Annotated in this window: 21 protein-coding genes; 17 read left to right on the forward strand and 4 right to left on the reverse strand. The window is 65.7% G+C overall.

What is annotated here, in order from left to right:
- The first annotated feature begins 50 nt into the window (after positions 1-50).
- The 6 genes from coxB (at position 51) to AB3X99_RS21890 (ending at position 5,577) form a co-directional block, all read left to right on the forward strand.
- Complete coding sequence (coxB, locus tag AB3X99_RS21865; protein WP_368618107.1) at positions 51-1,718, forward strand: cytochrome c oxidase subunit II; 1,668 nt, start codon at positions 51-53, stop codon at positions 1,716-1,718.
- A gap of 122 nt (positions 1,719-1,840) precedes the next feature.
- Positions 1,841-3,454: a cytochrome c oxidase subunit I gene (gene ctaD / locus AB3X99_RS21870; RefSeq protein WP_069264943.1), complete on the forward strand. Its 1,614-nt coding sequence runs from the start codon at positions 1,841-1,843 to the stop codon at positions 3,452-3,454.
- A gap of 137 nt (positions 3,455-3,591) precedes the next feature.
- Entirely contained in the window at positions 3,592-3,732 is a 141-nt protein-coding gene (locus AB3X99_RS21875; protein ID WP_368618185.1) for a cytochrome oxidase small assembly protein, read from the forward strand.
- 40 nt (positions 3,733-3,772) lie between these two features.
- Complete coding sequence (locus AB3X99_RS21880) at positions 3,773-4,351, forward strand: cytochrome c oxidase assembly protein (RefSeq protein WP_069264941.1); 579 nt, start codon at positions 3,773-3,775, stop codon at positions 4,349-4,351.
- 43 nt (positions 4,352-4,394) lie between these two features.
- A complete protein-coding gene (locus AB3X99_RS21885) occupies positions 4,395-4,616 on the forward strand; it encodes a DUF2970 domain-containing protein (protein ID WP_069264939.1) in 222 nt (73 codons plus the stop codon).
- A gap of 103 nt (positions 4,617-4,719) precedes the next feature.
- On the forward strand, positions 4,720-5,577 hold the full coding sequence (locus AB3X99_RS21890; RefSeq protein ID WP_069264937.1) for a cytochrome c oxidase subunit 3: 858 nt from the start codon (positions 4,720-4,722) through the stop codon (positions 5,575-5,577).
- Between the two features lie 134 nt (positions 5,578-5,711).
- Here the strand turns inward: AB3X99_RS21890 and AB3X99_RS21895 are convergent, their stop codons facing one another.
- Positions 5,712-5,921, reverse strand: coding sequence for a twin transmembrane helix small protein (locus AB3X99_RS21895; RefSeq protein WP_368618186.1), 210 nt, complete (start codon positions 5,919-5,921; stop codon positions 5,712-5,714).
- A 105-nt stretch (positions 5,922-6,026) separates the two neighbouring features.
- Here AB3X99_RS21895 and AB3X99_RS21900 point away from each other — a divergent pair, with 105 nt between their 5' ends.
- The 11 genes from AB3X99_RS21900 to nagE all read left to right on the forward strand — a co-directional run bounded on the left by AB3X99_RS21900 (position 6,027) and on the right by nagE (position 19,151).
- Positions 6,027-6,821, forward strand: coding sequence for an SURF1 family protein (locus AB3X99_RS21900; protein WP_368618108.1), 795 nt, complete (start codon positions 6,027-6,029; stop codon positions 6,819-6,821).
- A gap of 104 nt (positions 6,822-6,925) precedes the next feature.
- Entirely contained in the window at positions 6,926-7,579 is a 654-nt protein-coding gene (locus tag AB3X99_RS21905) for an SCO family protein (protein WP_368618109.1), read from the forward strand.
- A gap of 38 nt (positions 7,580-7,617) precedes the next feature.
- Complete coding sequence (locus tag AB3X99_RS21910) at positions 7,618-8,727, forward strand: COX15/CtaA family protein (RefSeq protein ID WP_342949536.1); 1,110 nt, start codon at positions 7,618-7,620, stop codon at positions 8,725-8,727.
- A 9-nt stretch (positions 8,728-8,736) separates the two neighbouring features.
- On the forward strand, positions 8,737-9,642 hold the full coding sequence (cyoE, locus tag AB3X99_RS21915) for a heme o synthase (RefSeq protein ID WP_069264928.1): 906 nt from the start codon (positions 8,737-8,739) through the stop codon (positions 9,640-9,642).
- 4 nt (positions 9,643-9,646) lie between these two features.
- Positions 9,647-10,288 carry an SCO family protein gene (locus AB3X99_RS21920; RefSeq protein ID WP_368618110.1) on the forward strand — a complete coding sequence of 214 codons (642 nt, stop codon included), beginning with the start codon at positions 9,647-9,649 and terminating at the stop codon, positions 10,286-10,288.
- Between the two features lie 191 nt (positions 10,289-10,479).
- On the forward strand, positions 10,480-11,292 hold the full coding sequence (locus AB3X99_RS21925; protein ID WP_368618111.1) for a MetQ/NlpA family ABC transporter substrate-binding protein: 813 nt from the start codon (positions 10,480-10,482) through the stop codon (positions 11,290-11,292).
- A 456-nt stretch (positions 11,293-11,748) separates the two neighbouring features.
- Complete coding sequence (locus tag AB3X99_RS21930) at positions 11,749-12,483, forward strand: GntR family transcriptional regulator (protein ID WP_324148451.1); 735 nt, start codon at positions 11,749-11,751, stop codon at positions 12,481-12,483.
- Positions 12,484-12,559: 76 nt separating this feature from the next.
- Positions 12,560-13,663: an N-acetylglucosamine-6-phosphate deacetylase gene (nagA, locus tag AB3X99_RS21935; RefSeq protein WP_368618112.1), complete on the forward strand. Its 1,104-nt coding sequence runs from the start codon at positions 12,560-12,562 to the stop codon at positions 13,661-13,663.
- Positions 13,656-14,663: an SIS domain-containing protein gene (locus AB3X99_RS21940; protein ID WP_368618187.1), complete on the forward strand. Its 1,008-nt coding sequence runs from the start codon at positions 13,656-13,658 to the stop codon at positions 14,661-14,663. Before nagA ends, AB3X99_RS21940 begins: the two co-directional genes overlap by 8 nt.
- 12 nt (positions 14,664-14,675) lie before the next feature.
- Positions 14,676-17,270 carry a phosphoenolpyruvate--protein phosphotransferase gene (gene ptsP, locus AB3X99_RS21945; protein WP_368618113.1) on the forward strand — a complete coding sequence of 865 codons (2,595 nt, stop codon included), beginning with the start codon at positions 14,676-14,678 and terminating at the stop codon, positions 17,268-17,270.
- A 120-nt stretch (positions 17,271-17,390) separates the two neighbouring features.
- Entirely contained in the window at positions 17,391-19,151 is a 1,761-nt protein-coding gene (gene nagE, locus AB3X99_RS21950) for an N-acetylglucosamine-specific PTS transporter subunit IIBC (protein WP_368618114.1), read from the forward strand.
- 83 nt (positions 19,152-19,234) lie between these two features.
- Here nagE and cydB read toward each other — a convergent pair whose 3' ends face one another.
- From cydB to cydP, 3 genes are read right to left on the reverse strand one after another with little or no spacing between them, the layout of a single operon-like run.
- Positions 19,235-20,371 carry a cytochrome d ubiquinol oxidase subunit II gene (cydB, locus tag AB3X99_RS21955; protein WP_368618115.1) on the reverse strand — a complete coding sequence of 379 codons (1,137 nt, stop codon included), beginning with the start codon at positions 20,369-20,371 and terminating at the stop codon, positions 19,235-19,237.
- A 37-nt stretch (positions 20,372-20,408) separates the two neighbouring features.
- Positions 20,409-21,995, reverse strand: coding sequence for a cytochrome ubiquinol oxidase subunit I (locus AB3X99_RS21960; RefSeq protein WP_069264906.1), 1,587 nt, complete (start codon positions 21,993-21,995; stop codon positions 20,409-20,411).
- Positions 21,982-22,284 carry a cytochrome oxidase putative small subunit CydP gene (gene cydP / locus AB3X99_RS21965; RefSeq protein WP_368618116.1) on the reverse strand — a complete coding sequence of 101 codons (303 nt, stop codon included), beginning with the start codon at positions 22,282-22,284 and terminating at the stop codon, positions 21,982-21,984. The genes AB3X99_RS21960 and cydP overlap by 14 nt, the downstream gene beginning before the upstream one ends.
- Between the last annotated feature and the right edge of the window lie 182 nt (positions 22,285-22,466).

Below are 22,466 nucleotides of genomic sequence, written 5' to 3' on the forward strand. Positions count from 1 at the left end.
CCCAGGGGGCGCCCTGGTTGCAAAACCTTCCTGCGGGGTCGAGGGTTTGAATGGAAATTATGGGTAAGGAAGCTATGAAAACAATCAAGCGAGCCCTCCAGGGCGTGCTGGCGTGCAGCGGATTCCTCGTCGCCGGCGCGGCACTCGCAGTCGGAGACAGCCCAGGCGGCCCTGCGGTCAACGAGATCAATTTCCAGCCGCCCGTCACGCGCATCGCCGAAGAGCTTTACAGCCTCCACATGATGATGCTGCTCTTGTGCGTCGTGATTTTCGTCGGCGTGTTCGGCGTCATGTTCTATTCGATCTACGCGCACCGTAAGGCGAAGGGCCACAAGGCCGCTCACTTTCATGAGAGCACCACGGTCGAAATCATCTGGACGGTGGTGCCGTTCATCATCGTCGTGCTGATGGCGCTGCCCGCCACCAAGGCCGTCGTCGCGATGAAGGACACCTCCAACGCCGACCTCACCGTAAAGGTCACGGGCTACCAGTGGAAATGGGGCTACGACTACGTGAAGGGGCCGGGCGAAGGCATCAACTTCCTCTCCACGCTCAGCACGCCGCGCTCCGAGGTGAACAACCGCGTGCCGATCACCGATACGTACCTGCAGGAAGTCGACAATCCGCTCGTGGTGCCGGTCAACAAGAAAATCCGCGTCATCACCACGGCCAACGACGTCGTGCACTCGTGGTACGTGCCCGCGTTCGGCGTGAAGCAGGACGCGATTCCGGGCTTCGTGCGCGACACGTGGTTCAGGGCCGACAAGGTCGGCACCTATCGCGGCTTCTGTACCGAGCTGTGCGGCAAGGAGCACGCGTTCATGCCGGTCGTCGTCGAGGTGCTCTCCGACGAGGACTACGCGAAGTGGGTCGATACGCAAAAGGCAAAGATGGCCTCTGCCAACGACGACCCGAACAAGACCTACACGCTGGCCGAGCTCAAGGAGCGCGGCGAAAAGATCTACAACTCGAACTGCGCGGTGTGCCACCAGCCCACCGGCAAGGGCGCGGGCGCGTTCCCGGCGCTCGACGGCAGCAAGGTCGTTCAGGGTCCGCTCGCGGAGCACGTGAGCATCGTCCTGCACGGCAAGAACGCCATGCCATCATGGGCGCCGACGCTCAACGACGTCGAGATCGCATCGGTCATCACGTTCGAGCGCAACTCGTGGGGCAACCACACCGGCGACATTCTGCAGCCGCGTCAGGTGGCCGACGCGCGTAACGGCAAGATGCCCGAGGGCGGCGGCACGACGGCGGCAGCGGGCGAGGGCGGTGCGAGCGGCGCGGCCGCGGCAAGCGGCGCGGAAGCCGCCAGCGGGGCGGCCGAAGCGAGCGCGGCGAGCGGCGCGGCCCCCGCAAGCGGCGCGGATCAGGCGTCGGGCGCAGCGGCGCCGAGCGCAGCCGCGTTGCCGGCGAGCGTCTACTTCGAAGTGGGCAAGAGCACGCTGCCCGCCGACGCGAAGGACGCCATCCAGGCGGCAGCCGACTACGCGAAGGCGCATCCGGACGCGAAGTTCACGCTGTCGGGCTACACCGATTCGAGCGGCAACGCCAGCACGAACGCCGACCTCGCCAGGCACCGGGCGCAAGCAGTGCGCGACGCGATGAAGGCGGCAGGCATTGCGGAAGACCACATCATTCTGAAGAAGCCGGAAACGATCACGGGCGGCGCGAACGCGAAAGAAGCGCGTCGGGTGGAGATCAGCGCGGCGGCCTGAACGGGCCCGCGCCATAAGAACAAGCAGCAAGAGACGCAAAAGCAATTCGCTTCAGCATTTCAATTGCATGGGGCTGGAGTCAGGCGCCAAAGCGCCAACTTCGGACCGACAGGAGATAAGACATGTCTAGCATCGGACACGATGTAGCTGGCGGGCACGGTCACGTGCACGGCGACCACGCGCACGCCACGCCCCACGGCTGGCGCCGCTGGCTGCTCGCGACGAATCACAAGGACATCGGAACGCTATATCTGCTCTTCTCGTTCGTGATGTTCCTCTCGGGCGGCGTCATGGCGCTCGCCATTCGTGCGGAGCTGTTCGAGCCGGGCATGCAGATCATGCGCCCCGAGTTCTTCAACCAGCTCACCACGATGCACGGTCTCATCATGGTGTTCGGCGCGATCATGCCGGCGTTCGTGGGCTTCGCGAACTGGATGATTCCGCTGCAGATCGGCGCCTCGGACATGGCGTTCGCGCGCATGAACAACTTCAGCTTCTGGCTGCTGCCCGCCGCCGGCTGCCTGCTGGTCGGCTCGTTCTTCTCGCCGGGCGGCGCGACCGCCGCGGGCTGGACGCTCTACGCGCCGCTTTCCACGCAGATGGGCCCGGGCATGGACTTCGCGATCTTCGCGCTGCACATGATGGGCGCCTCGTCGATCATGGGCGGTATCAACATCGTCGTGACGATCCTGAATCTGCGCGCGCCCGGCATGACGCTCATGAAGATGCCGATGTTCGTGTGGACGTGGCTCATCACCGCCTACCTGCTGATCGCCGTGATGCCGGTGCTCGCGGGCGCCATCACGATGCTGCTGTTCGACCGCCACTTCGGCACGAGCTTCTTCAATGCGGCCGGCGGCGGCGACCCGGTGATGTACCAGCACATCTTCTGGTTCTTCGGGCACCCCGAGGTCTACATCATGATCTTGCCGGCGTTCGGGATCGTTTCGCAGGTGATTCCGGCGTTCTCGCGCAAGCCGCTGTTCGGCTATAGCTCGATGGTGTACGCCACGGCGTCGATCGCGATTCTCTCGTTCATGGTCTGGGCGCACCACATGTTCGCCACCGGCATGCCGGTCACGGGCCAGCTCTTCTTCATGTACGCGACGATGCTGATCGCCGTGCCGACGGGCGTGAAAGTGTTCAACTGGGTCGCCACGATGTGGCGCGGCTCGCTCTCGTTCGAAACGCCGATGCTGTGGGCCGTGGGCTTCCTGATCGTGTTCACGTTCGGCGGTCTCTCGGGCCTGATGCTCGCCATGGCGCCGCTCGACATCCAGTATCACGGCACTTACTTCGTGGTGGCGCACTTCCACTACGTGCTGGTGGCGGGGTCATTATTCGCGTTGTTCTCAGGGTGGTACTACTGGGCGCCAAAATGGACCGGCTGGATGTACAACGAGACGCGCGGCAAGATCCACTTCTGGTGCTCGCTCATCTTCTTCAACCTCGCGTTCCTGCCGATGCACTTCGTCGGCCTGGCCGGCATGCCGCGACGCTATGCCGACTATCCGGCCCAGTTCACCGACTGGAACCAGGTGATCACGATCGGCGCCTTCGGCTTCGGGCTTTCTCAGGTGTACTTCCTGTTCTTTGTCGCGCTGCCCGCGTATCGCGGCGGCGGCGAGCTGGAACAGGCCGGCGACAAGCCGTGGGACGGCGCAACGGGCCTCGAGTGGACCGTGCCGAGCCCGGCGCCGTTCCACACGTTCGAGAACCCGCCGACGGTCGAGTAACCCGTCGAGTGGGTGGCGTCCGGCTGTGCGCAGCCGGACGCGAACGAAGCACGCGGTCTTCACGCAGTCTTCATCGGAGCACGTACGAGAGGCGATTCACGATGCAAGGAGAAGCCGCGGCCAGCCGCGCTGAACGCATGACCCGGGACCCACAAAAAAGACGCACGCCTGAGCAGATTCGCGCGGGCAATCTACGGCTCGGCCTGATTTTGCTGGTTGTCGTAGTCGGTTTCTTTGTGGCGGCCGTCGTCAAGCAGGTGTATTTCCCCGGCCACTGACGCGCAGGGCGTTTGCCGGAAGATCGTTCGAGGAAGTTCGATGTCCACGCAAGCTGGAAATGATCGTGCATTCAACCGGTCGATGCTCATCAAGCTCGCCGTGGTGGCGCTGCTCATGTTCGGTTTCGGTTTTGCGCTGGTGCCGATGTATCGAGCGATCTGCCAGGTCACAGGCATCAACAACCTGGTGCAGCGCGACGCCACGGAGCGCGAGGCGCGCAACACGCAGGTGGACATGACACGCACGATCTCGGTGGAGTTCGACGCGAACGCACGCGGGCTGCTCGGCTTCAAGCCGGAGCAGACGAGCCTCGACGTGCATCCGGGCGAAGTCATGACGGTGATGTACGACATTTCGAACAACGAAGGACGCACGATCGACGCGCAGGCCATTCCGAGCTACGCGCCGAAGCAGGCGACGGAGTACTTCCGCAAGATCGAATGCTTCTGCTTCACGCAGCAGGTCCTGAAGGCGAACGAGACCAAGCGCATGCCGGTGGTGTTCGTGATCGACCCGAAGCTGCCGAAAGACGTGAAGACGATCACGCTGTCGTACACGTTCTTCGAGCTGAACAAGCCGGCTGTGCCGCCGCCGCCGAAGCAATCGGCGGGCGCGTGAGCCTTCAGCGCCGAAGTCAACGATGCCAGGAGGCGAAAGGCGCATGAGTGACGAACATGGCGGAGCGGGGCCGGCGAAGAAGAAGGGCGGCATCCTGCAGTTGATGAAAGCGGTGGCGTGGTCCTTTCTCGGCGTGCGCAAGCGCGCCGACCTCGAAGACGACGCGGCGAACCTGCACCCCGTGCAGTTGATCATCGCGGGCATCATCGGCGCAGTGCTGTTCATCGTCGTGCTGCTGTTGATCGTGCACGCGGTGGTGGGATGAGCGAGTGCGCGCAACGCTGCGCACGAAGCAGTGAATAACGAGGACACACTCGGACAAATGCAGCCGGCGATGTCCGGTGCAACTGGAAACTGGAGAAACAGGCATGAGCGGCCAAAACGATAGCCCGTACTACTTCGTACCGCACCCGTCGCGGCATCCGATCAGCGCGTCCATTGGGCTTGTGGTCATGCTCGGGTCGCTCGCCTCGTGGATCAACGGCGAGTCGTGGGGGCCGATCGGTGTGCTCGTCGGCCTGCTGTGGCTGCTCTTCACGCTGTGGCACTGGTTCGGCGACGCCATCGCCGAGTCCGAAGGCGGCATGTACGGCAAGCGCGTCGATGTGTCGTACCGGTGGAGCATGAGCTGGTTCATCTTCTCCGAAGTGATGTTCTTCGGCGCGTTCTTCGGTGCGCTTTTCTACGCGCGTGCGATCGCCCTTCATCAGCTCGGCAGCCTCGACTACAGGCTGATCTGGCCGGACTTCTCCGCGGTGTGGCCGAACAACGGTCCCGCAGCGCTGGTCTCGCACTTCCGCTCGATGACGCCGTGGCCCGTGCCGACCATCAACACGGCGCTGCTCCTTTCCTCGGGCGCGACGCTCACCGTTTCGCACCACGCGCTGCGCGACAACCATCGCTCGAAGGCCATCGCCTGGCTCGCCGCGACGATCGTGCTGGGCGTGTGCTTCCTCTTCCTGCAGGCGTTCGAGTACATCCACGCGTACGGCGAGCTGAATCTCACGCTCGCTTCGGGCATCTACGGTTCGACGTTCTTCCTGCTCACGGGCTTCCACGGCTTCCACGTGTTCCTGGGCGGCACCATGCTGACCGTCGTGATGATCCGGCTCATTCGCGGCCACTTCACCGCGGAGCATCACTTCGCCTTCGAAGGCGCGGCATGGTACTGGCACTTCGTCGACGTGGTGTGGCTCGGCCTCTACGTCGTCGTGTACTGGCTGTGATGCGGGGTGCGCCGCGCAGGCCGCGGCGCGCGAGCCGGGAAAGAAACAAGGCGCCGCCCGACCTCGTCGGCGCGGCGCCTTGTGTTTTCCGGAATGCGGTTTGCGCGGCGGTGTTCGGTGACGGTCAGCGGTGCTCAGCGACCGTAGGGAATCCCGGTGGACTGAATCCAGCCCATCCAGTGCGCGAACAGGATGAACAGAAAGAGCGAGATGGAAAGGCCCACGCGCGTGGCGAGCGACCAGACCATCCGCTTGGTGCGGCCCCGGTCGTGCACCATGAAGTAGAGCGCGGAGATCATGCTCGCGATGATCAGCGCGAACGCAACCGGGACGAGTATGTGCATGAAGTTCACGGAATTTGGCATGCCTGAAAACGTCTGTCTCATTATCGCACCACGCTGCGTGGCGCGGGGTTCGATCACCGGTATGTCACGCATCGGACGTGCCCAATGAAAATCCGGCTCGTCCCCACGCTGCTCATCTTGATCGTGATGGCCGTGACGATCCGGCTCGGCTTCTGGCAGCGCGACCGCGCGCATCAGAAGGAGGCGCTGCAGGCGCAAATCACGCAGTACGAATCGTCTGCGCCGCAACCGGTGGGCGCAACGCTACTCGCGCTGAAGGACATCGAGTTCCATCGCGTGCGGGCGACGGGCACCTTCCTGCCCGAGCGCGTGGTGTATCTCGACAATCGTCCGTATAACGACCAGCCGGGTTTTTATGTCGTGATGCCGCTTAAACTCGAAGGCGGCGGCTACGTGCTGGTCAATCGCGGCTGGCTGCCGCGCAACATCGCGGACCGCACCGCGATCGCGCCCTATGTCACGCCGCCTGGGCCGGTCGTAGTCGAAGGCATTGCGCGCGCAAACGCCTCGCGTGCGTTCGAACTCGGTGCGGGTGGCTCTGCAGCGCATCAGAAGATACGGCAGAATCTCGGCGTCGCTTCCTACGCAGCGGAAACCGGGTTGCCGCTGCAATCGTTCGTGATCCAGCAAACCGGCTTCGTGCCGGCCTTCAAGGACGGGCTCGTGCGCGACTGGCCCGTGCCGGATACCGATGTCGAGCGCAACTACGGCTACATGCTCCAGTGGTGGGGCATGGCGCTCGCGGCCCTCGGTTTCGGTCTGTTTGCGGCCCGTAAAGCTGCGAAAAACGCTGCGACAAAAGCGCGCACCGAAGGCGAAGCCGGGCGGCACGCCGAAGAGCCCGAAAGGCAAGACGCAGGCAGCGCGAAGGACGCCTGATGATCCGTCGGACGAATCGATTCGATCCCGACATGATCCGGACAATGGCGCTGCGCGTGCAGCACATGGACAACTGAAAGCGACAGAAGCGAGGTTCCACGAGAGTGTCGACGCAATCCCCCCGTTCCGCCCAGGCCAGACAAGCCGCACAGCCGGCCGCCACGTCCGCGCAGAATCACGCGAAGCGGCGTGGCCGCTGGACGCTGCTCATCATCATGCTCATCTGCGGCGCGCCGATCGCGATTTCGTACTTCTCGTACTACGTGATCAAGCCGAAGGGCGGCTCGACGAGCTATGGCACGCTCATCGAGCCGCAGCGGCCCATTCCCGGCGCGCTCATGGTGACGGGCGACGACGGCCATGAAGTGCCGCTCGCCTCGCTCAAGGGCCGCTGGCTAATGATCTCGGTGAATGGCGGCGCCTGCGACGAAGCCTGCGCCACGAAGCTCTATTTCATGCGCCAGGTGCGCGCGACGCAGGGCCAGGAGCGCGAGCGCATCGTCCCGGTCTGGCTGCGCACCGACGACACGAGCGTCCCGGCGAAAGTGAAGGGCGCCTACGCGGACACGCGCGCGTTGCGCGCCGATCCGGTCGCCGTCGCGGCGTGGCTGCCCGCGACGCAGACGACGAACGACACCGACCACATCTATCTGGTCGATCCGAACGGCAACCTGATGATGCGATTCCCGGCGCAAGCCGATCCGTCGAAAATCAAACAAGACGTCACTAAACTGCTCAAGTGGTCCCGCATCGGTTAAGGTGCGCAGCGCGAGTCTGACAGAGAAGAGTAAGAGAGATGTTTATCCTGGAGCTGGGCCTGATCGGCCTGTGCATCGCGTTGCTGCCGCTCTCGTGGGTCTGGGTCAAGGCCGACGACAACAAGTTTCGCAAGCTCGTGTGGCTCACGACGTTCATGACGCTCGACCTCGTGATGTTCGGCGGCTTTACGCGCCTGACCGACTCGGGTCTCGGCTGTCCTGACTGGCCGGGCTGCTACGGCACGTCGTCGCCGTTCATCGCGCACGTGCAGATTGCCGCGGCGCATCTGGCCATGCCGAGCGGCCCCGTGAGCATGACGAAGGCGTGGATCGAGATGATCCACCGCTATTTCGCCATGGCGATCGGTGTGCTGATCATCGCGCAGATGGCGATTGCCTGGCGCGCGCGCATCAAGCGCCTGCCGCTGCATGTGTCGCCGTGGTGGCCCACGGCGCTGCTCGGGCTGATCCTCGTGCAGGGCGTGTTCGGCGCGTGGACGGTGACGATGAAGCTGCAACCCATCATCGTCACGACGCACCTGCTGCTCGGCCTCACGCTGCTCGGCTCGCTCGCCTGGCTCGCCGCGCGCATGACGCCGCTGCCCGCGTACGAGCCGGACGCCGCGCGCTGGCGCATGGCCGCGCTGGCGGCGCTCGTGCTGCTCGTTTTGCAGATCGCGCTGGGCGGCTGGGTGAGCACGAACTACGCGGTGCTGGCCTGCACCGACTTCCCGACCTGCAACGGCGCGTGGATTCCGCCGATGGATTTCCATCACGGCTTCCACGTGTGGCGCGCGCTCGGCATGGACGGCAACGGCGACGTGATCACGCAGGACGCGCTCGTCGCAATCCACTGGACGCACCGCACCTTCGCGTTCGTCGTGATCGCTTATCTGGTATGGTTCGCCCTCAAGTTGCGACGCTATGCCTCGCTGCGACGCCCGGCAAACTGGATCATGATCGTGATCTTTATCCAATTTCTGACAGGGCTATCCAACATCGTGCTGCAGTGGCCGCTGCCCGTGGCAGTGGCGCACAACGGTGGCGCGGCGATCCTGCTGCTTTTGGTCGTCGTGCTAAACTTTCGAATTGCTTGTAGCCGCCCCGGCCGCGCCGTTCTCCCTGCGCGCGACACCGCTGCGGTGTGATCCCGCCCTATGGAAAGTACAACCCTATCCCAGACGCCCGGTAGCCGGATTTCCCAATATCTCGCGCTCACCAAGCCGCGCGTCACGCAACTCGCCGTGTTTTGCGCCGTCATCGGCATGTTCCTCGCCGTGCCCGGCATGGTGCCCTGGAAGCAGCTGATCGGCGGCACCGTCGGCATCTGGCTCACAGCCGGTGCGGCCTTCGCGATCAACTGTCTCGTCGAGCAAAAGGTCGATGCGCGCATGCGTCGGACTGCCTGGCGTCCTTCGGCGCGCGGCGAGATCACGAGCACGCAGATCCTGATCTTCTCGGCGGTGATCGGCGGCCTGGGCATGTGGGTGCTGTACACGTTCACCAATGCGCTCACCATGTGGCTCACGGTCGCGACCTTCATCGGCTACGCGATCATCTACACGCTGCTGCTCAAGCCGGCCACGCCGCAGAACATCGTGATCGGCGGCGCCTCGGGCGCCATGCCGCCTGCACTCGGCTGGGCCGCGGTGACGGGCCACGTGCCCGGCGACGCCTGGATTCTCGTGCTGATCATTTTCGTGTGGACGCCGCCGCACTTCTGGGCGCTCGCGCTCTACCGCCGCAAGGACTACGAAAACGCCGGCCTGCCGATGCTGCCCAACACGCACGGCGAGAAGTACACGCGTCTGCACATCCTGCTCTACACCGTGATCCTGTTCGCGGTCACGCTGATGCCGTACATCTCGGGCATGAGCGGCGTGCTGTATCTGGCTTCGGCCGTGCTGCTCGGCGCCGTATTCCTCGCCTACGCGTGGAAGATCTACGTCGAATATTCCGACGCACTGGCGCGCAAGACTTTCCGCTATTCGATCGTCTACCTCTCGTTGCTGTTCATGGCGTTGCTCGTCGACCATTACGTGCATGCGCTCATCGCGGCGTAACGACATGGCCCACCGCACGCTTGCGCGCTTCGTGCGCGCCACGGTCGTCGCGCTTGCCGCTGCAGGCGCACTCGGCGGCACGCTGGTTCTCGAGGGCTGCGGCCAGCAGCCGCCCGCGTTCTCGAACCTCGACATCACCGGCAATACCCAGTTCGGCAAGGACTTCGCGCTGCCCGACACCAGCGGCAAGACGCGCACGCTCGCCGACTTCAAGGACAAGGTGGTCGTGCTGTTCTTCGGCTACACGCACTGTCCGGACGTTTGCCCGACCACCATGGCCGAGCTTTCGCAGGCGCTCCAGCAGCTCGGGCCCGATGCGGCGAGGCGAGTGCAGGTGCTGTTCGTCACCGTCGATCCCGAGCGCGACACGCCGCACATCCTGGGCCAGTACGCGGCCGCGTTCAATCCGACCTTCATCGGGCTGCGTCCGGCCAACGAGGACCAGCTCAAGCAGGTGGCGAAGGATTTCCGCGTGTACTACGCGAAGGTGCCCGGCAACACGCCGGATAGCTACACGATGGATCACACCGCCGCGAGCTACGTGTTCGACACGACCGGCAAGCTGCGCCTCTTTGCGCGCGACGGGCAGGGCGTCACGCCCTGGCTGCACGATCTGAAGATCCTTCTCGGCTCGAATCCCGACTAAGGGAAGCGCGGCGTGTGCGCCTCGAGAGGCGAACGCGCGCCGCACGCCTCAGGGCTGCGCGCGCATACCAGTATGCGAATTCATTATTTCCCGAAACCGGTTCCATATGAGACGATTTATATCGTCCGGCAGATGGCGCTCAACGCCACGGAACCGGAGCAATACCAAAACCACGCAGGAACATCCTCTTCATGCAGCGCAGAAATCTGATTAAAGCACTCCTCGCCGGCATCGCCGCCACCACGCTCGCAGCCAGCTTCGGCGCACGCGCCGACGACCAGGTCATCAAGGTCGGTACCGTTTCGGGTCCGGACGCGCAAGTCTGGGCCGTCGTCCAGAAGGTCGCCAAGCGCGAAGGCCTGAACGTCAAGGTCGTCGAATTCAACGACTACGTGCAGCCGAACGCCGCGCTCGACGCCGGCGAGCTCGACGCCAACAGCTTCCAGACCGGCCCGTATCTCGACAGCCAGATCAAGCAGCGCGGCTACAAGCTCGTGAACGCGGGCCTCACGTACATCTCGCCCATCGGCGTGTACTCGAAGAAGCTCAAATCGCTGAACGATCTGCCGCAAGGCGCGAAGGTCGCCGTGCCGAATGACCCGTCGAACGAAAACCGCGCGCTGCTGCTCCTGCAAAGCAAGGGCCTGATCAAGCTGCGCGCTGGCGCGGGCGTCAACGGCAACAACGCGACGCCGCTCGACCTCGCCGAAAACCGGAAGAAGATCAAGCTCGTCGAACTGGACGCCGCGCAGCTTCCGCGTGCGCTCGGCGACGTGGACGCCGCCGTGATCAACACGAACTACGCGCTCGCGGCCGGCCTGCAGCCGACCAAAGACGCGATCGCCATCGAGGACATCCACAGCCCGTACGCGAACCTGATCGCCGTTCGCACCCAGGACAAGGACAAGCCTTGGGTGAAAAGGCTGGTCGCCGCGTACCAGTCGGAAGACGTGCGCCAGTTCATCAAGAACGAGTTCAAGGGCTCGATGGTTCCGTCGTTCTAAGGGACCTTCGAGCAGCGGCTGCCTGCGTCCAATCGACGCGGGAGCTCCCGAACGCCGTGGCGACCGCCACGGCGTTTTTTATTGCGCGTGCACGATCGCGGTCTCCGCGACGGTTCCTGCTGCAGTCGCGTCCTGGTCCTACGGCGGTACTACGGTGGGCCTATGTCAGCTAACCTGTTGATGCCACCCTGGTCCCATTGTGGCGCCCCCAAGATACCCTCCAGGGTAAATCCTGATGTCGAACTGCACCCCGCCGGAGCCTTGTGTATTCGTTTAATGCATTGATTTTTAACGATGTTTTTTAGATTCCCTGCGGTGTGGTGGCCTCTGTTGACTGGTCTTATTGTGGTTATATAATGGGCTCGCTTTCACACCGGACCAATCTGCACCACCGGCACTGCCACGCAGCGTGCCTGTCCGGCCCCCCACGATCGTCCAACCGCTGGCGCCAAGTCCATGGAAACCCGTTGGTCTGCCCTGATGCCCGATGCGCGCAATGTGACGCCGCTCTATCTGCAGCTGGCGCGCAACCTTGCCACGGCCATTCACTGCGGCGTGTGGTCGGCCGGCGAAGCGCTGCCTTCGGAGCGCACGCTGTCGGACGCCATCGGCGTGTCGCGCATCACCGCGCGCAAGGCGATCGAGCTGCTCGTGGAGCAGGGGCTGATCCGGCGCGCACGCGGTGCGGGCAGCTTCATCACGCCGCGCGTGGAAGATCCGCTTTCGCGCCTCACGGGCTTTACGAAGAAAATGGAGCAGCGCGGCTTCACGCCCGACTCGGTGTGGCTCGCGCGCGAGGTCCGGCCCGCGCACCGCGAAGAGATCGTGCAGCTCGGCCTCTCGCCGGGCGCCTCGGTCGCGAGCCTGCGCCGCTTGCGCCGCGCCGACGGCACCGTGATGGCCGTCGAGCATTCGGCGCTGCCCGTGTCGATCGTGCCCGACCCGGAAGCCATCGAGGGCTCGCTGTATGCGTATCTCGAGCAGCACCGCGTGCCCGTGGTACGCGCCCTGCAGCACTTTCGCGCGGTCAACGCGACGGGCGAGATCGCCGCGCTGATGGGCGTCGAGCCGCGCGCGGCGCTGCTCGTCATCACGCGCGTGGGCTTTTCCGCCGATCAGCGCGCCATCGAGCTGACCGACACCTATTGCCGCGACGGCTACTACGACTTCGTTGCGGAGCTGCGCCAGTGAGCGCCGCCGCAGTCTCTCTCATGCACGTCACCGAAACGTCCTACCGCGCTTCGATGCGCCTCATCGGAAAACTCTCATGCTGAGCGGAAACATACTCACCCCTGAAGGCTGGATCCACGGCACGCTGTCGTTCGAGAACGGACGCATCACCGCGATCACGGGCGAGGCCACCGATCCGGCGAACAACGACGCGCCCTACATCCTGCCGGGCTTCATCGACCTGCACGTGCACGGCGGCGGCGGCGCCGACGTGATGGAAGCCGGCGACGCGATCGAAACCATCGCGCGCACCCACGCCCGCTACGGCACCACGAGCCTGCTCGCCACCACCATGACCGCCCCGCGCGACGAGCTGATGAACGTGGTCGCGGGCCTCGGCAACGTCACGCGCAACCGCACGGTGGGTGGCGCGCGCGTGCTGGGCGTGCACCTCGAAGGGCCGTACATCAATCCGGGCAAGCTCGGCGCGCAGCCCGACGCCGCCGTTTCGGCCGTGCTCGACGAAGTGCTCAAGTACCTCTCGATCGCGCCGATTCGCGTGGTGACCGTGGCGCCCGAGATCGCGGGCCATATCGAGATCATCGGCGAGATGGCGGCGCGCGGCGTGCGCGTGCAGATCGGCCACTCGCTCGCGACCTATGACGACGCCCTGGCCGCGCTCAAACACGGCGCCTGCGGCTTCACGCACCTTTTCAACGCGATGTCGCCGCTGCACCATCGCAACCCGGGCGTAGTCGGCGCGGCGCTCGCGCATGCCGAGTACGCGGAGATCATTCCCGACCTGCTGCACGTGCATCCGGGCGCGATCCGCGCCGCGCTGCGCGCCATTCCGCGCCTTTATGTGGTGACCGACAGCACCTCGGCCACCGGCATGCCCGACGGCGAATACCGCCTCGGCAGCCAGCACGTGACGAAGTGCCTTGGCGGCGTGCGCCTCGCCGACGGCACGCTCGCGGGCAGCACCCTCACCATGGACCAGGCGCTGCGCAACCTCGTCTCGATCGGCTTGCCGATCGCAGACGTGTCCGCGCGCCTGTCGCGCTATGCCGCCGATTACCTCGGCATCGAAGACCGTGGCCGCCTCGCGCGCGGCGCATGGGCCGATGTCAACGTGTTCGATCGCGAGCTGGCGCTCACCGCGACCTACGTCGAAGGAGAATCGATTGTCGAATATGCTTAAGGAAGCGCTGGCCTCGGCCAGCGTTGTCGCCGCGCAACTCGCGGACACCTCGCGCGTCGAGGCGCTCGCCCGCGCGCTCGAGGCCGAACCGCGCCATGTCGCGCTCACCGTCGCGCGCGGCAGTTCGGACCACGCGGCGAGCTACTTCGCTGCGCTCACCATGAGCCGCATCGGCATACCGGTCGCCACGCTGCCGATGTCGATCGCAACGCTCCAGCAGGCGCCCTTACGCGTGCGCAGCCAGTTTGCCCTCGCTTTCTCCCAATCAGGTAGGAGTCCTGATCTGGTTGCGACGATCAAGGCGCTGCGCGAAGCCGGTGCGCTGACGGCGGCGATGGTCAACGTCGCGGGCTCGCCGCTCGCCGAGGCCGCCGGCATGGAGCTGCCGCTGCTCGCCGGTCCCGAGCTGAGCGTGGCGGCCACCAAGAGCTATATCGCGATGCTCGCGATGTCGGCGCAACTCGTCGGCTTCTGGCAGCGCGACGCCGCGTTCCTCGACGCCGTGCGCGCGCTGCCCGACGCGCTCGATCGCGCGGGCACGCTCGACTGGTCGAAGGCCGTCGAAGAATTGCGCGACGTGAAACAGATGATTGTGATCGGTCGCGGTCCGGGCCTCGCCGTTGCGCAGGAGGCTGCGCTCAAGCTCAAGGAAACCTCGGGCATTCAGGCCGAAGCGTTTTCGAGCGCCGAGGTGCGCCACGGCCCGATGGAGCTGATCGACCGCGATTACCCGCTGCTCGTGTTCGCCCCGCGCGGGCCGGAGCAGGCGGGCCTGATCGAGTTCGCCCGCGACATGGAAAAGCGCGGTGCGCGCGTGCTGCTCGCGGCGCCCGCCGACGTGGCTGGCGCTGCGCTGCCGCTCGAAACGGCTGCCGACGCGGCACTCGATCCCATCGCGGCCATTTTGTCGTTCTACGTGATGGCGGCGGGCCTTGCCGCCGCGCGCGGCCGCAATCCTGACGAGCCGCGTTACCTGAACAAAGTCACCGAAACACACTAGATTGGAAAGCGAATGGAACGCATCGAGGAGTCTCGCCTGATGGATCCGCATACTCGCGCCGAGGGGCACATCGTACTGGTCTCTCCGCTCACCGGCCCGGTTGTGCCGCTCGCGTCGGTGCCCGATCCGGTGTTCTCGGAAGGGTTGTTCGGCGACGGCATCGGCGTCGATCCGCTCGTCGGCCGCGTCGTCGCGCCGTGCGACGGCATCGTCGTGCATCTCGCACGCACCGGCCACGCGGTCACGCTGCAATCGGCGGAAGGCGCACAGGTGCTCATGCACGTCGGCATCGACACCGTCGAGCTGAACGGCAAGGGCTTCACGCCGAAGGTCGCGCAGGGCGCTCAGGTGCGGCTCGGCGACACCTTGATCGAGTTCGATCTCGACGTGGTGGCGTGCAATGCACCGAGCCTCGTTTCGGTCGTCGCGATCGCCAATTCGGATGCATTCGAAGTGATCGAGCGCGCGGGCGCGGGTCACGTCGAAGCGGGCAAGTCCGCGCTGCTCGTGCTGCGCGTGCGTGACGGCGCGGAGATCGCAGCCGCCCATGAATTGATCGCAAACGAAGTGCGCCGCAGCGTCACACTTACGCATGCGGGCGGCCTCCATGCGCGGCCCGCGGCGCGGGCGCGCGAAGCGGTGCGCGGCATCGACGCGCGCGTCGAGGTGCGCTTCGGCGAGCGCAAGTCCGCCATCGAGAGCGTCGTCGGCCTGCTCGCCCTCGGCGCGGGCGAGGGCGCGACCATCGAACTCGTCGGCATCGGCCTGGAGGCGCAGCGCGCCGTGGACGCGGTCGCGAACGAGCTCCTGCGCGAAGCGCCCGGCGAGCACGGCGAAGCGCCGGCGCGGCAGCAGTCGCCCGCGCCCGTGATGCAGGAAGCCGCGGCCGCCGTGGCGTCCTCCGCCGAGCCGGGCGTGCTCGCGGGCGTGTGCGCCGCGCCGGGCGTCGCGGTCGGCAAGCTGGTGCGCTGGGACGAAGCCGAACTGACGCCGCCCGAACTCGCGAGCGGTACGTCGGCCGCGGAAAGCCGCGCGCTCGACAAGGCGATCGCCGCTGTCGACGCCGAGCTGAACCAGAGCGTGCGCACGGCGTCGCAGCGCGGCGCGATCGGCGAGGCGGGCATCTTCACGATGCACCGCGTGCTGCTCGAAGACCCGACGCTCGTCGACGCCGCGCGCGACGCGATCAGCCTCGGCAAGAGCGCGGGCTACGCGTGGCGCGAAGCGATTCGCGCGCAGATTGCGGTGCTCGGCAAGGTGGACGATCCGCTGCTAGCGGAGCGCGCCGCCGACCTGCGCGACCTCGAAAAGCGCGTGCTGCGCGCGCTCGGTCTGTCGAACGCGGCCGCGCGTACGCTGCCCGAAGAAGCCGTGCTCGCCGCCGACGAATTCACGCCTTCCGATCTCGCCTCGCTCGACCGCAAGCGTGTGATGGCGCTCGTGATGGCGCGCGGCGGCGCGACCTCGCACGCCGCGATCATCGCGCGCCAGGCCGGCATTCCGGCGCTCGTCGCGCTCGGCGACGCGCTGCATGCGGTGCCCGAGGGCACCGAAGTCGTCATCGATGCGAGCGCCGGCCGCTTTGCGTACACGCCGAGCGCGCTCGACATCGAACGCGCGCGCAGCGAAAAGCAGCGCCTGGCCGGCGTGCGCGAAGCGAACCGCCGCACGTCGCACGAGGCCGCAGCCACGCGCGACGGCCACGCGGTGGAAGTCGCCGCGAACATCGCGACGCTGGAGGATGCCAACACGGCGGTGGATAACGGCGCGGACGCCGTGGGGCTGCTGCGCACGGAGCTGCTCTTCATCCATCGCCAGGCCGCGCCCACGGTGGACGAACATCTTCAGAGCTACCAGGCCATCACGGACGCACTGGCGGGCCGCACGGCGATCATCCGCACGCTCGACGTGGGCGCGGACAAGGAAGTCGACTATCTCACGCTGCCGCCCGAGCCGAATCCGGCGCTGGGTCTGCGCGGCATCCGCCTCGCGCAGGTGCGGCCCGATCTGCTCGACGATCAGCTGCGCGGACTCGTTGCCGTGAAGCCGGCGGGCAAGGTGCGCATCCTGCTGCCGATGGTGACCGACGTGGGCGAACTCGTGCGTCTGCGCGAGCGCATCGACACATTGGCACGCGAAGCGGGCCGCACGGAGCCGGTCGAAGTGGGCGTGATGATCGAGGTGCCCTCGGCGGCGCTGCTCGCGGACCAGCTCGCGCGCCACGCCGATTTCCTCTCGATCGGCACCAACGATCTCACGCAGTACACGCTCGCGATGGACCGTTGCCAGCCTGACCTCGCGGCGCAAGCCGACGGGCTGCACCCGGCCGTGCTGCGTCTCGTGGCAGCGACGGTCGAAGGCGCGAACAAGCACGGCAAGTGGGTCGGCGTGTGCGGTGCGCTGGCGGGCGATCCGCTCGCGGTGCCGCTGCTCGTCGGCCTCGGCGTGACGGAGCTTTCCGTCGATCCGGTTTCGGTGCCGTCGATCAAGGCGCGCGTGCGCAAGCTCGACTACAACGACTGCCGCCAGCGTGCGCAGAACGCCCTCGCACTCGAATCGGCGCAAGCCGTGCGTGCGGCAAGCCGCGAAAGCTGGCCGCTCGATTGATGATTTCTGTTTCACCCACCCTAAGTAATCCTTGGAAACATGCCGGCGTGCGCAGCGATCGCGCGCCGGCTTCTCTCACCCACACACGTCAAGCAAGAGATAGAGACTGGAGGCAGTTCAATGGATGGCAATCCGTTTCTCAAGATTCAAAGCCTCGGCCGCGCGCTGATGCTTCCCATCGCAGTGCTGCCGGTCGCCGGCATCCTGCTTCGTTTCGGCCAGGCCGACATGCTCAACATCAAGATCATCGCCGACGCGGGCGGCGCGATCTTCGATAACCTGCCGTTGCTGTTTGCGATCGGCATTGCGGTGGGCTTCGCCAAGGATAACAACGGCGTCGCCGGCCTCGCGGGTGCGCTGGGCTATCTGGTCCAGACCGCCGTGATGAAGGACATCAACGACAAGCTCAACATGGGCGTGCTGTCGGGCGTGGTGGCCGGCGTCGTCGCGGGCATGCTGTACAACCGCTTCAAGGACATCAAGCTGCCCGAGTTCCTCGCGTTCTTCGGCGGCAAACGCTTTGTGCCGATCGTCACGGGGCTCACGTGTCTCGCGCTGGGTATCGCGTTCGGCTACGTCTGGGGACCGGTGCAGGGCGTGATCGACACCGCCGGCCACTGGCTCACCACGGCGGGCGCGATCGGCACCTTCGTGTACGGCTTGCTCAACCGGCTCCTGCTCGTCACGGGTCTGCACCACATCCTCAACTCGCTCGTGTGGTTCGTGTTCGGCTCGTTCACGCCGGCAGCCGGCGGTGCGGCGGTCACGGGCGACCTGCACCGCTTCTTCGCGGGCGACCCCACGGCGGGCAGCTTCATGGCCGGCTTCTTCCCGGTGATGATGTTCGGCCTGCCGGCAGCGTGTCTCGCGATGCTGCACGAAGCGCCGAAGGACAAGCGCGCGATGGTGGGCGGCCTGCTGTTTTCGATGGCGCTGACCTCGTTCCTCACGGGCGTGACCGAACCGATCGAGTTCACGTTCATGTTCCTCGCTCCCGTGCTCTACGCGATCCACGCGGTGCTCACGGGGCTGTCGCTCGCGATCTGCTCGCTGCTCGGCATCAAGCTCGGCTTCACCTTCTCGGCCGGCGCGATCGACTACGTGCTGAACTACGGGCTCTCCACGCACGGCTGGTATGCAATTGCGCTCGGCGTGGTCTATGCGGTCGTGTACTACGTGCTGTTCCGCTTCTTCATCCGCCGCTTCAATCTGCCCACGCCGGGCCGTGAAGCTTCGGCGGGCGATACGGCAATCGCCTCGTCGATGTCGGGCGTTGCGGTGGCAGCCGGCGGCGCGGCGGCGGCATCGCTCTCGCGTGCGGCGCGTTACATCGATGCGCTGGGCGGCGCGGCCAACCTCAAGGTGGTCGATGCCTGCACGACGCGTCTGCGTCTCACGGTGGCCGATCCGGCACATGTTTCCGAGCCGGCCTTGAAGGCGATCGGCGCGCGCGGCGTGCTCAAGCGTGGCGGCGAAAGCGTGCAGGTCGTCATCGGGCCGGAAGCGGACATCATCGCCGATGAGATTCGCGGAGAGATCGCCCGCGGCGGTTCCGCGGCTGGCAAGGCGGCTCCCGCGGCGCCGCCTGCGGCACAGGCTGTTCTGGCTGCTCAGGCGAGCGCGAGCGCGGATATCGCGCATGGCCCGCTCGATCCGAATCCGTCGCGCTGGCTCGCGGTGTTCGGCGGCGTTGGCAACATCGTTTCGCTCGACGCGGTGGCGGCCACGCGCCTGCGCGTGATCGTGCGCGACCCGGCGGCCGTGGATCGCGAGAAGCTCGGCGCGCTCGACGCGGTGTGGACTTCGGCGGATACGCTGCACATCGTGGTCGGCGACGCTGCGCCGCGCTATGCACGCGAGCTGGCGCTCCAGCCGGCGTAATCGATTCGTTGTATGCCTGTGAAAGACGCCGCGGCACCTGCCGCGGCGTTTTCGTTTCCAGCGCCGCTCAGTCGCCTGGGCGCTCAGTACAGCGTATGGTGGTTGTCCTGTATCGCGCTGGCGGTGATCTTGCCGCGCATCACGCGATAGACCCACGCCGTGTAGGCGAGCACGATCGGCAGAAAAATGATGACGGCTACCAGCATGATCTCGAGCGTCATCCTGCTCGAGGTTGCGTCCCAGACGGTGAGGCTCGAACGCGGGTCGAGCGAGGAGGGCATGATGAACGGGAACATCGAAAAGCCCGCAGTCAGAATCACGCCGACGATCTGCAGCCCCGTGCTCACGAACGCGAGCCGCTCGAAGCGCGAGCCCGCGAGCGCGAATGCGAGCACGCCGCCGAGCACGCCCACGGCAGGGGCGAGCGCCATCCACGGATAAAGCCCGTAGTTCGCGAGCCAGAGCCCGGGCCCCGCATCGACACGTTTCAGGAGCGGATTGGCCACGGTATCGAGCGGCGCCGGCGACGTGATCGTATAGCCGCCGATGAGCGTCGCCACGAGCGCGCCCGCCACGAGAAACAACACGATCGTGAGCGCCGAGAAAAGCCGTAGCGCCTTCGAAGCGCGCATGGCGACGACGCCATCGGTCTTCCTCTTCAGGAACGCCGCGCCGTGCGCGGTGAGCATGCAGAGGCTCACCAGCCCGCAAACCAGCGCGAACGGGTTGAGGAGTGCGAAGAAGCTGCCGTGATACGTCACGCGCAGGTCCGTGTCGTAGGCGAACGGCACGCCCTGGAGCAGATTGCCGAACGCCACGCCGAACACGAGCGCCGGCACGAAGCCGCCGATGAAAAGACCGCAGTCCCAGCCCTGGCGCCATCTCACATCGACGCGCTTGCCGCGATAGTCGAAGCCCACGGGACGGAAAAACAGCGAGAACAGCACGAGCAGCATCGCGAAGTAGAAGCCCGAGAACGACGCCGCATAGGCGAGCGGCCACGCGGCGAACATCGCGCCGCCCGCCGTGATGAACCACACCTGGTTGCCTTCCCACGTCGCGCCGACCGCGTTGATGACGATGCGGCGCTCCTCGTCGGTCTTGCCGACGAAGGGCAGCAGCACGGCCGCACCCATGTCGAAGCCGTCGGTGAGCGCGAAGCCGATCAGCAGCACGCCGATCAGCACCCACCAGATCAACTTGAGCGTTGCGTAGTCCATGGCGTGTTTCCCCGCGTCTTTCGGTGTCTTGCAGCGATCACGAGACCTTGCCGCTGGTAGCCAGCGCGGCCGTCTGCTCGTGGAAGTAGCGACCGGTATGCAGCGACGAAGGCCCGAGGCGCGCGTACTTGAACATCAGCGTGATCTCGATGATGAAGAGTAGCGTGTAGAAGATCACGAAGCCCGCGATGCTCAGCATCACGTCGCCGGGTGCGAGGCTCGAAGCCGAAAGACGCGTGGGCAGCACTTCCGCGATGGTCCACGGCTGGCGGCCGGTTTCCGCGACGACCCAGCCGAACTCGGCGGCGAGCCACGGCAGCGGAATCGCCACCAGCGCCCAGCCGAGGAACCAGCGGCGGCTGTCCTTGAGCAGCGAGCGCTGCGCACAGAACCAGAAGGCGAGTACGAAGGTCACGAGAAAGAGGATGCCGAGACCCACCATCACGCGAAACGACCAGAACACCGGCGCGACGGCCGGAATCGCCGTTCGCGACGCGGCCCTGATCTGGCCGGAAGTCGCGTCGACCACGTTCGGCGTGAACCGCTTCAAGAGCAGGCCGTAGCCGAGATCGGCCTTGTGCGCCTCGAACACGTCGCGCGTTTCGGTGTCGGCGGTGCCTTCCTTCATCTTTTGAAGCGCGGCGTAGGCGAGCATGCCATTGCGGATGCGCACTTCGGCGCGGCCCATCAGGTCTTTCAGGCCGATCACGGGCGTGTCGATCGAGCGCGTGGCGATGATGCCCATCAGCCAGGGAATGCGGATCGCGTAGTCGGTGCGCTCTTCCTTCTGGTTAGGCAAACCGAATAGCGTGAACGGCGCGGGGGCGGGCGCGGTTTCCCATTCGGCCTCGATGGCGGCGAGCTTGACCTGCTGCACCACGCCGTCGGTGTAGCCCGATTCGTCGCCGAGGATCAGCACGCATAGCGTGGACGCAAGGCCGAAGCCCGCGGCGATCGCGTACGAGCGCAGCGCGAACTCGACGTCGCGCCGGCGCAGCAGGTACCACGACGAAATGCCGAGCACGAACATCGACGCCGTCACATAGCCGGCCGAAACCGTGTGCACGAACTTCACCTGCGCGACGGGGTTGAAGATCACCGCGAACAGGCTGGTGAGTTCCATGCGCATGGTTTCGTAGTTGAACGACGCACCCACGGGGTTCTGCATCCAGCCGTTGGCGATGAGAATCCACAGCGCCGAGAGGTTCGAGCCGAGTGCGACGAGAAACGTGGTGAAGAGGTGTGCGCCTTTCGACAGGCGATTCCAGCCGAAGAAAAACACCCCGACAAAGGTCGATTCGAGGAAGAACGCCGCGAGCCCTTCCACGGCGAGCGGCACGCCGAAAATGTCGCCCACGTAGTGCGAGTAGTACGACCAGTTGGTGCCGAACTGGAACTCCATCGTGAGGCCGGTGGTGACGCCCATCGCGAAGTTGATGGCGAAGAGCTTGCCCCAGAACTGCGTCATGTCCTTGTAGATCTCCTTGCCGGTCATCACATAGACGGACTCCATGATGACGAGCAGCCACGAGAGGCCGAGCGTGAGGGGCACGAACAGGAAGTGGTAGAGCGCGGTGATGGCGAACTGAAGACGCGAGAGTTCCACCGATTCAATCGTGGGCATGACGGTCTCCTCGCGGGGGCGGCATGGTCGGGGATTGGGACAATGACGGCTTGAGCGCCGTAGACTCGGGCACGGCCAGGATGGCCTGCGCGACAGCGGCAGGCGGCATGCTCATGTCTTCTGCCTGCGGATGATTGAAGAACGCGTATTTGAGCGCCATCAAGAGGACGAGCTTGACGGCAAGAACGAGGGCAATATCGCGCGCGAAGGTGGGGCCGCGCATCCACTGGAGGATGCGCGTGCGCAGCAGCGACGATGTGCGCTGGCGTTGACCGGATGCCGGGATCATGGCGACGGGTGCCCTCGAACGCGTTACGAGGCCAGACCGCGGCGCGGCCTCTGGCTCACCACCTCGAAATCATCTTAGGGTGGAATCAGCGAGGCCGGTGCGAAGGTGCGCAGCGTGTGGTGCGCGCAAAAGAAAAACCCCGTTCGCGGGAACGGGGTTTTCGGTGTGCCGGTGAGACCTGG

It is taken from the genome of Paraburkholderia sp. BR10882 (assembly GCF_040948855.1).
GTDB lineage: Bacteria > Pseudomonadota > Gammaproteobacteria > Burkholderiales > Burkholderiaceae > Paraburkholderia > Paraburkholderia nodosa_A.

Bases quoted from the DNA above. Each gene is read 5' to 3' on its own strand.
- nagA (WP_368618112.1), top strand. From the start codon at position 12,560: ATGCTGAGCGGAAACATACTCACCCCTGAAGGCTGGATCCACGGCACG.
- AB3X99_RS21960 (WP_069264906.1), bottom strand. From the start codon at position 21,995: ATGCCCACGATTGAATCGGTGGAACTCTCGCGTCTTCAGTTCGCCATC.
- AB3X99_RS21920 (WP_368618110.1), top strand. From the start codon at position 9,647: ATGGCCCACCGCACGCTTGCGCGCTTCGTGCGCGCCACGGTCGTCGCG.
- AB3X99_RS21885 (WP_069264939.1), top strand. From the start codon at position 4,395: ATGAGTGACGAACATGGCGGAGCGGGGCCGGCGAAGAAGAAGGGCGGC.
- AB3X99_RS21910 (WP_342949536.1), top strand. From the start codon at position 7,618: ATGTTTATCCTGGAGCTGGGCCTGATCGGCCTGTGCATCGCGTTGCTG.
- nagE (WP_368618114.1), top strand. From the start codon at position 17,391: ATGGATGGCAATCCGTTTCTCAAGATTCAAAGCCTCGGCCGCGCGCTG.
- AB3X99_RS21930 (WP_324148451.1), top strand. From the start codon at position 11,749: ATGGAAACCCGTTGGTCTGCCCTGATGCCCGATGCGCGCAATGTGACG.
- cydB (WP_368618115.1), bottom strand. From the start codon at position 20,371: ATGGACTACGCAACGCTCAAGTTGATCTGGTGGGTGCTGATCGGCGTG.
- AB3X99_RS21895 (WP_368618186.1), bottom strand. From the start codon at position 5,921: ATGCACATACTCGTCCCGGTTGCGTTCGCGCTGATCATCGCGAGCATG.
- AB3X99_RS21940 (WP_368618187.1), top strand. From the start codon at position 13,656: ATGCTTAAGGAAGCGCTGGCCTCGGCCAGCGTTGTCGCCGCGCAACTC.
- cyoE (WP_069264928.1), top strand. From the start codon at position 8,737: ATGGAAAGTACAACCCTATCCCAGACGCCCGGTAGCCGGATTTCCCAA.
- coxB (WP_368618107.1), top strand. From the start codon at position 51: ATGGAAATTATGGGTAAGGAAGCTATGAAAACAATCAAGCGAGCCCTC.
- AB3X99_RS21925 (WP_368618111.1), top strand. From the start codon at position 10,480: ATGCAGCGCAGAAATCTGATTAAAGCACTCCTCGCCGGCATCGCCGCC.
- ptsP (WP_368618113.1), top strand. From the start codon at position 14,676: ATGGAACGCATCGAGGAGTCTCGCCTGATGGATCCGCATACTCGCGCC.
- AB3X99_RS21880 (WP_069264941.1), top strand. From the start codon at position 3,773: ATGTCCACGCAAGCTGGAAATGATCGTGCATTCAACCGGTCGATGCTC.
- AB3X99_RS21875 (WP_368618185.1), top strand. From the start codon at position 3,592: ATGACCCGGGACCCACAAAAAAGACGCACGCCTGAGCAGATTCGCGCG.
- cydP (WP_368618116.1), bottom strand. From the start codon at position 22,284: ATGATCCCGGCATCCGGTCAACGCCAGCGCACATCGTCGCTGCTGCGC.
- ctaD (WP_069264943.1), top strand. From the start codon at position 1,841: ATGTCTAGCATCGGACACGATGTAGCTGGCGGGCACGGTCACGTGCAC.
- AB3X99_RS21900 (WP_368618108.1), top strand. From the start codon at position 6,027: ATGAAAATCCGGCTCGTCCCCACGCTGCTCATCTTGATCGTGATGGCC.
- AB3X99_RS21890 (WP_069264937.1), top strand. From the start codon at position 4,720: ATGAGCGGCCAAAACGATAGCCCGTACTACTTCGTACCGCACCCGTCG.